Genomic DNA, 7,175 nt, shown 5'->3' on the forward strand with positions numbered 1-7,175 from the left:
GCGTCTTATCAGCTGAAACTATATGTAACGGTGACTAATCAGTTTACTTATAGGTATTCGGCAAAAAACTACCAATAAAAGCTGTTATGGAATGTTATTGAACACGGAAGAGTTTTTTAGAACAGAAAAATTTTCGGCATTCAGTAACGTTTTTGTAACAACGCTGCCTGCCTGAATACCCCTAAGAACTACCCTGCAAAAAAACCGGAGATACCATGAATAAGAAGGTTTTGACCCTGTCCGCCGTTATGTCTTGTATGTTGTTTGGTGCAGCCGCTCATGCAGCTGATACCCGTATTGGCGTGACCATTTACAAATACGACGATAACTTTATGTCAGTGGTTCGCAAAGCGATTGAGAAAGACGCAAAAGCTTCGCCAGACGTAGAACTGCTGATGAACGACTCACAGAATGACCAGTCCAAGCAGAACGATCAGATTGACGTACTGTTGGCAAAAGGCGTGAAAGCATTGGCAATCAACCTGGTTGACCCGGCAGCTGCTGGCACCGTTATCGAAAAAGCTCGCGGCCAGAACATTCCAATCGTGTTCTACAACAAAGAACCTTCTCGCAAAGCGCTGGATAGCTACGACAAAGCTTACTACGTCGGTACTGACTCTAAAGAATCAGGCATCATTCAGGGCGACCTGATTGCAAAACACTGGGCGGCTAACCCGGCGTGGGATCTTAACAAAGATGGTCAGGTTCAGTTCGTACTGCTGAAAGGCGAACCAGGTCACCCGGATGCTGAAGCGCGTACGACCTACGTTATCAAAGAGTTGAACAATAAAGGCCTGAAAACCCAACAGCTGCAGTTAGATACTGCAATGTGGGACACCGCTCAGGCGAAAGATAAGATGGACGCATGGTTGTCTGGCCCGAACGCTAACAAAATCGAAGTGGTTATTGCCAACAACGATGCGATGGCAATGGGTGCAGTTGAAGCGCTGAAAGCGCACAACAAATCTTCTATTCCAGTATTTGGTGTGGATGCCCTGCCAGAAGCGCTGGCACTGGTTAAATCTGGCGCAATGGCCGGTACCGTTCTGAACGATGCTAACAACCAGGCAAAAGCAACCTTCGACCTGGCTAAAAACCTGGCCGCTGGTAAGCCTGCCGCTGATGGCACTAAGTGGAAAATCGAAGACAAAATCGTTCGTATCCCTTATGTAGGTGTTGATCAGAGCAATCTGGCTGAATTTACTGGTAAATAAGTAATGTAGTTGGTTTATACCGGGCGTATTTATGCGCCCGGTTCAAAACTTACGCTCAGTGACACTATTGGAACCGTAATTATGGTCGACAATATTACAAATCAGTCGTCGGAATATTTGTTGGAAATGACCAACATTAATAAATCATTCCCCGGCGTTAAGGCACTGGATAATGTTAATTTAAAAGTCCGTCCTCATTCTATTCACGCATTAATGGGTGAAAACGGGGCTGGTAAATCAACGTTATTAAAATGTCTTTTTGGGATCTACAGCAAAGATTCCGGCAGCATTCTTTTTCAGGGACAAGAAGTAAATTTTTCCAGCACTAAAGAAGCGCTGGAAAACGGTATCTCGATGGTACACCAGGAGTTAAACCTGGTATTACAACGTACCGTTATGGATAACATGTGGCTGGGGCGTTATCCAACCAAAGGTATGTTTGTCGATCAAGACAAAATGTACCGTGATACCAAACATATATTTGATGAGCTGGATATTGATATTGACCCTAAAGCACGCGTGGGCACTTTGTCGGTATCACAAATGCAGATGATCGAAATCGCTAAAGCGTTCTCTTACAATGCTAAAATTGTCATTATGGATGAGCCAACATCCTCATTGACAGAAAAGGAAGTTAACCACCTTTTCAAAATCATTCGTAAATTAAAAGAACGTGGCTGCGGCATTGTTTATATTTCTCACAAAATGGAAGAGATCTTCCAACTGTGTGATGAGATAACCATCTTGCGTGACGGACAATGGATTGCCACCCAGCCATTAGAAGGGCTGGACATGGATAAAATCATCTCCATGATGGTAGGGCGCTCTCTGAACCAACGCTTCCCGACAAAAGAGAACGTGCCGGGTGACGTGATTTTGGAAGTGCGTAATTTGACTTCGTTGCGTCAGCCTTCAATTCGTGATGTCTCCTTCGATTTGCATAAAGGGGAAATCCTCGGTATTGCCGGTCTGGTCGGTGCGAAGCGTACTGATATCGTTGAAACGTTATTTGGTATCCGCGAAAAATCGGCCGGAACCATTAACCTGCACGGTAAAAAAATTAATAACCATTCGGCCAATGAAGCGATTAACCATGGTTTTGCGTTAGTAACTGAAGAGCGTCGCTCAACAGGGATTTACGCCTATCTGGATATTGGTTTTAACTCGCTGATTTCTAATATTCGCAATTATAAAAACAAAGTTGGCTTATTAGATAATTCACGCATGAAAAGTGATACCCAATGGGTAATTGACTCAATGCGTGTAAAAACACCTGGTCACCGTACTTCTATTGGTTCTTTATCTGGTGGTAACCAACAGAAAGTTATTATCGGGCGTTGGTTGTTAACACAGCCTGAGATCTTAATGCTGGATGAGCCAACTCGCGGGATCGATGTTGGTGCTAAGTTCGAAATTTATCAGCTGATTGCTGAGCTTGCTAAGAAAGGGAAAGGAATCATTATTATTTCGTCCGAAATGCCGGAGTTGTTAGGGATTACAGACCGTATTCTGGTGATGAGCAATGGTCTTGTTGCCGGAATTGTAGACACTAAAACAACCACGCAGAACGAAATATTACGTCTTGCGTCAGTGCATCTTTGATAATTTAGGGGCTATTGAAAATGAGTGCGTTAAATAAGAAAAGTTTTCTAACTTATCTGAAAGAAGGCGGCATTTATGTCGTTTTACTGGTGCTACTGGCAATTATTATTTTCCAGGATCCGACGTTTTTAAGTTTACTCAACTTAAGTAATATTCTGACCCAATCCTCGGTGCGTATTATTATTGCATTGGGCGTGGCGGGGCTGATTGTGACCCAGGGTACTGACCTTTCTGCTGGTCGTCAGGTGGGGCTTGCGGCGGTAATCGCGGCTACACTGCTGCAATCAATGGATAACGTCAATAAAGTTTTCCCTGAGATGCACAGCCTGCCTATCCCGGTGGTACTGCTTATCGTGTGCTCTATCGGTGCGGTCATTGGTCTGGTAAACGGAATTATCATCGCCTACCTGAACGTGACGCCGTTTATCACCACCTTGGGTACCATGATTATCGTTTACGGTATTAACTCCCTGTATTACGACTTTGTCGGAGCATCGCCGGTTTCTGGTTTTGAATCGCATTTCTCGACATTTACCCAGGGCTTTATTGCGTTAGGTAGTTTCCGGCTATCCTACATTACCTTCTATGCACTATTTGCTGTGATGTTCGTATGGGTGCTGTGGAACAAAACTCGCTTTGGTAAGAACATCTTCGCCATCGGTGGTAACCCGGAAGCGGCGAAAGTTTCAGGCGTTAACGTTGCACTGAACCTGATCATGATTTATGCGCTGTCCGGTGTGTTCTATGCCTTCGGCGGGATGTTAGAAGCAGGTCGTATCGGTTCTGCAACCAACAACCTCGGCTTTATGTACGAACTTGATGCGATTGCGGCATGCGTGGTAGGCGGTGTGTCATTCAGCGGTGGCGTGGGTACGGTAGTTGGTGTGGTGACCGGTGTCATCATCTTTACGGTCATCAACTACGGTCTGACGTATATCGGTGTGAACCCTTACTGGCAGTACATTATCAAAGGCGCGATTATTATCTTCGCAGTAGCCCTGGATTCTCTGAAGTACGCTCGTAAGAAGTAATATTCGTTGTTTTACCAAGACCCGCACAGGAAGATATGTGCGGGTTTTTTTATACGCTTTGCCTAGCCTCTATTTCTTCTCTTTCTTCTGCAATTCCAGCAGCTGTTCTGGCGTCACCGCCGGATAAGCTTGCGCATCTTCCGGGACTTCGTGCATGGCGGGAATAGGGACTAGCGGCCCAAGGAAACGTGGCTCTCGCTTGAAGATATACAAATCTGCCAACGCACCCAGACGCGCACCAAATTCTCTGATACGTACAGTCATCATATTTTTCGGTGAAGGAACGGCGTAACACTGCGCCTGAATCCCCATATGCAGGGCGATAAACAGTGCACGTTCGCAATGGAAACGCTGAGTGATAATAATAAAATCATTAGTATCAAACACTTTGCGGGTACGTACTATCGAGTCCAGAGTACGAAAACCTGCGTAGTCGAGCACGATATCGGCAGGGTCAACGCCACCAGCAATCAGATCTTTGCGCATGGTCATCGGTTCGTTGTAACTCTGCAGGGCATTATCTCCACTTAATAGCAGATAGTTCACTTTGCCGCTGTTATAAGCATTTAAAGCGCCCTGAATACGGAATTGATAGTACTGATTAATCACGCCAGTGCGGTAATACTTGGCGGTTCCCAGCACCACACCGACCTGGCGGTATGGTAGATCCTGAAGTTCGTCGTAGACGTAAGGCGCTGTTTTCCAGCTTATCCAGCGGTCAAGACACAGCGCAGCTATCACAGCCAAGCCGATGATGACCAACAGGCTATAAAACAAGCGCTTCAACATGGACTTGCGGCTCAATAAAGGGATGAAATTTTATTCAAGGCTACTTTACCTGGTGGTTAAGAGCAAGATTCGAGGAGTTGGTTGAATTAAAATTCGCCAGAACGGGCGCATTTACGCCCGTTCTGTGAGTTTTAGCTCAGAAGTGCGCGGTCGATATTCAGGCAGCCCAAAGCTTTCAGGGTCGCGGCAGTGGCATCCCATTGCGTCAATGGCGCATCGGCTTTCTCTGCAAGGATCGCTCGCTGAATTTCATTGTAGTCATAGCCTGAGAGGCTAAGCAGATTCAATGCAGCTTGCAGTGGCGGCAGGGAAGGGTTGAATGCTGCGTTTTCAGCATAACTTCCTTTGAAAATAGTTCCATCGCGCATTTCCAGTGCCACACCAGAAGGCGCGTTACTGTATGGCGCATGGCTGCGGTTAGCTGCCGCAATAGCCGCCTGACTTAATTCATCACCGTGCGATGCAAAACCATGGTCCATTGCATCAAGCAGTAATGTTTTGATTTCTAAATCGCGAGGGCCAAAGGCATCAGGCAAATAGTCGCCCAGGGTTGCAGGTTTGCGGCCTGGAAGGTTAATGCGCAATGCCACCCCGCTGTTCAGTTCATTCATAAACTGGCGGCAGTGTCCACAAGGCGTGTAGTTAACGGTAATTGCAGCAAGAGCTTTTTCCCCGCGCATCCACGCATGGGTAATCGCGCTTTGCTCGGCATGAACGGTCTGCTGCATGGTGGAGCCAAGAAACTCCATATTGCCGCCAAAATAGAGATTACCGCTTACACCACGAGCCACGGCACCAACATAGAACTGAGATAAATCAGCACGAGCACAGGCGGCTGCAAGCGGTAGCAAAGCGAATGCTAGTGCGTCGTCATCCAGTCCAGTCTGGGCTTTCAGTGAATCTACTTCCGTTGCACTAAACATTGCCGGGAAGTGAGAATCAGCAATCAGAGGTTGCAAAGCGGCTTGCAGAGAAGTCGGGAGCTGTGCGAGAGCAGCCTGAAAACGTGAGCGCATAAGTAGTAGCCTCATAACAAGTAATTGAACCGCAGTTTACGGATCTGTATGGGCTTTATATGTGATCTTTATCTAAATACAAATGCAACATATGAAATAAAGAACGAAATTGCGCGATCTCTCGCAAGTTTTAACCAAACATAGCCAAAAGCACCGGGAATAAGAACGGGGCAATAAGTGACGTCATGATGCCGCAAATGACCAGAGCCAGAGAGCTGAACGCACCTTCCTGGAAATCCATTTCAGCGCAACGAGCAGTCCCCAGAGCATGAGATGCCGCTCCCATTGACAGGCCGCGTGAGGCTTTGGTTGAGATACGCATCAAGTTTAAAAGGGTGTGGCCAAATACTGCGCCAAGAATACCGACGAAAATCACGCATACGGCGCTAATTGCGGGGATACCGCCGATGCTGCCACCAACCGCCATCGCAATCGGCGTGGTGACGGACTTAGGCAAGATTGACGCCGCGATTTGCGGTGTTGCGCCCATTAATAATGCAACGGATGTCCCGGTCACCATCGCCACCATGCTGCCAATAAAACAGATGGTAATAATGGATTTCCAGCGCGCGCGAATCTGATGAAGCTGTTCGTAAAGCGGGAAGGCGAGGGCAACAACCGCCGGTTGCAGTAAATCGTTTAATACTTTACTGCCCGAAAAATAGTGATCGTATGGCGTACCGGTAAACACCAGAATGGGGATTATCACAATCATTGAAACTAATAATGGGTTCAGCAGCGGCGACTTATAACGCATTCCGATTTGGCGGGCGAGGAAGAAAGTCACCAGCGTTAAAGGTAAAGACCACCAGATATGATGCATCATTTTGTTTCGCCCTCGTTTTCACCGACTACTTTGCGCTCACCGTGCACTAAATGAGAACTCCAGCTTACGACCACTAATACCACTAAGGTACTGATAAAACAGGAAACCACCACCGGACCAAATTGTTGTCTTATGATATCGACATACTGCATAACGCCCACGCCAATCGGTACAAACAACAGCGCCATATAACGAATAAGCAGATGGCAGCTTGGCTTAACCCACTTGGCTGGCAGGATTTGCAGAGACAGCAAAACAAACAGAATTAACATGCCAATAATACTGCCGGGAATGGTGATTGGTAGCAGCGAAGAGATTGCAATGCCTGCATATAAGCATATGTAAATTAATATAAAAGATCTCAGGTACTGCCAAATTACGGTGAGCAAGTTACGCATGGTGATTACCCTTTAAGAAACGCATTCATCATACAATTAAAGCTTAAAATGTGCTACCGATCACATCATGAATTATGAGCATACCAAATATTCCTCGAAGGAACTTTCCAGAATGTTTTGGGCAATCTCACAGCACCATGTTTTGCAGGTATAAAAAAAGCGACCCGCAGGTTAATGCCGGTCACTTAAGGTGGCCGGCATTGTTTTTTAAGGGATATTTCGACCTTTTTTCTCTCACTTCCCTTGCATATTCACGCTCACGCCTCGAGGGGAGTTTTAGCATCGCTGCGTTGCTGTAA

The 7,175-nt window shown here is 46.4% G+C and carries 7 protein-coding genes; 3 read left to right on the forward strand and 4 right to left on the reverse strand.

The window, feature by feature from the left end; translation table 11 throughout:
- The first annotated feature begins 215 nt into the window (after positions 1 to 215).
- The 3 genes from mglB to mglC all read left to right on the forward strand — a co-directional run bounded on the left by mglB (position 216) and on the right by mglC (position 3,847).
- Entirely contained in the window at positions 216 to 1,214 is a 999-nt protein-coding gene (gene mglB / locus LVQ76_RS21500) for a galactose/glucose ABC transporter substrate-binding protein MglB (protein WP_232866997.1), read from the forward strand.
- An 81-nt stretch (positions 1,215 to 1,295) separates the two neighbouring features.
- Positions 1,296 to 2,816 (forward strand): galactose/methyl galactoside ABC transporter ATP-binding protein MglA, encoded by a 1,521-nt coding sequence (gene mglA / locus LVQ76_RS21505; protein ID WP_151994480.1) that lies wholly within the window; start codon positions 1,296 to 1,298, stop codon positions 2,814 to 2,816.
- A gap of 20 nt (positions 2,817 to 2,836) precedes the next feature.
- On the forward strand, positions 2,837 to 3,847 hold the full coding sequence (mglC, locus tag LVQ76_RS21510) for a galactose/methyl galactoside ABC transporter permease MglC (protein WP_064512455.1): 1,011 nt from the start codon (positions 2,837 to 2,839) through the stop codon (positions 3,845 to 3,847).
- Positions 3,848 to 3,916: 69 nt separating this feature from the next.
- On the opposite strand, the gene sanA is transcribed toward mglC, so the two are convergent.
- The 4 genes from sanA to LVQ76_RS21530 all read right to left on the reverse strand — a co-directional run bounded on the left by sanA (position 3,917) and on the right by LVQ76_RS21530 (position 6,876).
- Positions 3,917 to 4,636, reverse strand: coding sequence for an outer membrane permeability protein SanA (gene sanA, locus LVQ76_RS21515; protein ID WP_232867001.1), 720 nt, complete (start codon positions 4,634 to 4,636; stop codon positions 3,917 to 3,919).
- A 131-nt stretch (positions 4,637 to 4,767) separates the two neighbouring features.
- Complete coding sequence (gene cdd, locus LVQ76_RS21520) at positions 4,768 to 5,652, reverse strand: cytidine deaminase (RefSeq protein WP_232922437.1); 885 nt, start codon at positions 5,650 to 5,652, stop codon at positions 4,768 to 4,770.
- Between the two features lie 130 nt (positions 5,653 to 5,782).
- Complete coding sequence (locus LVQ76_RS21525; protein WP_232867003.1) at positions 5,783 to 6,478, reverse strand: CidB/LrgB family autolysis modulator; 696 nt, start codon at positions 6,476 to 6,478, stop codon at positions 5,783 to 5,785.
- A complete protein-coding gene (locus LVQ76_RS21530) occupies positions 6,475 to 6,876 on the reverse strand; it encodes a CidA/LrgA family protein (protein ID WP_232867006.1) in 402 nt (133 codons plus the stop codon). The genes LVQ76_RS21525 and LVQ76_RS21530 overlap by 4 nt, the downstream gene beginning before the upstream one ends.
- Between the last annotated feature and the right edge of the window lie 299 nt (positions 6,877 to 7,175).

Origin of the sequence: Buttiauxella cochleicola (assembly GCF_021283185.1) — a bacterium.
Lineage (GTDB): Bacteria > Pseudomonadota > Gammaproteobacteria > Enterobacterales > Enterobacteriaceae > Buttiauxella > Buttiauxella massiliensis.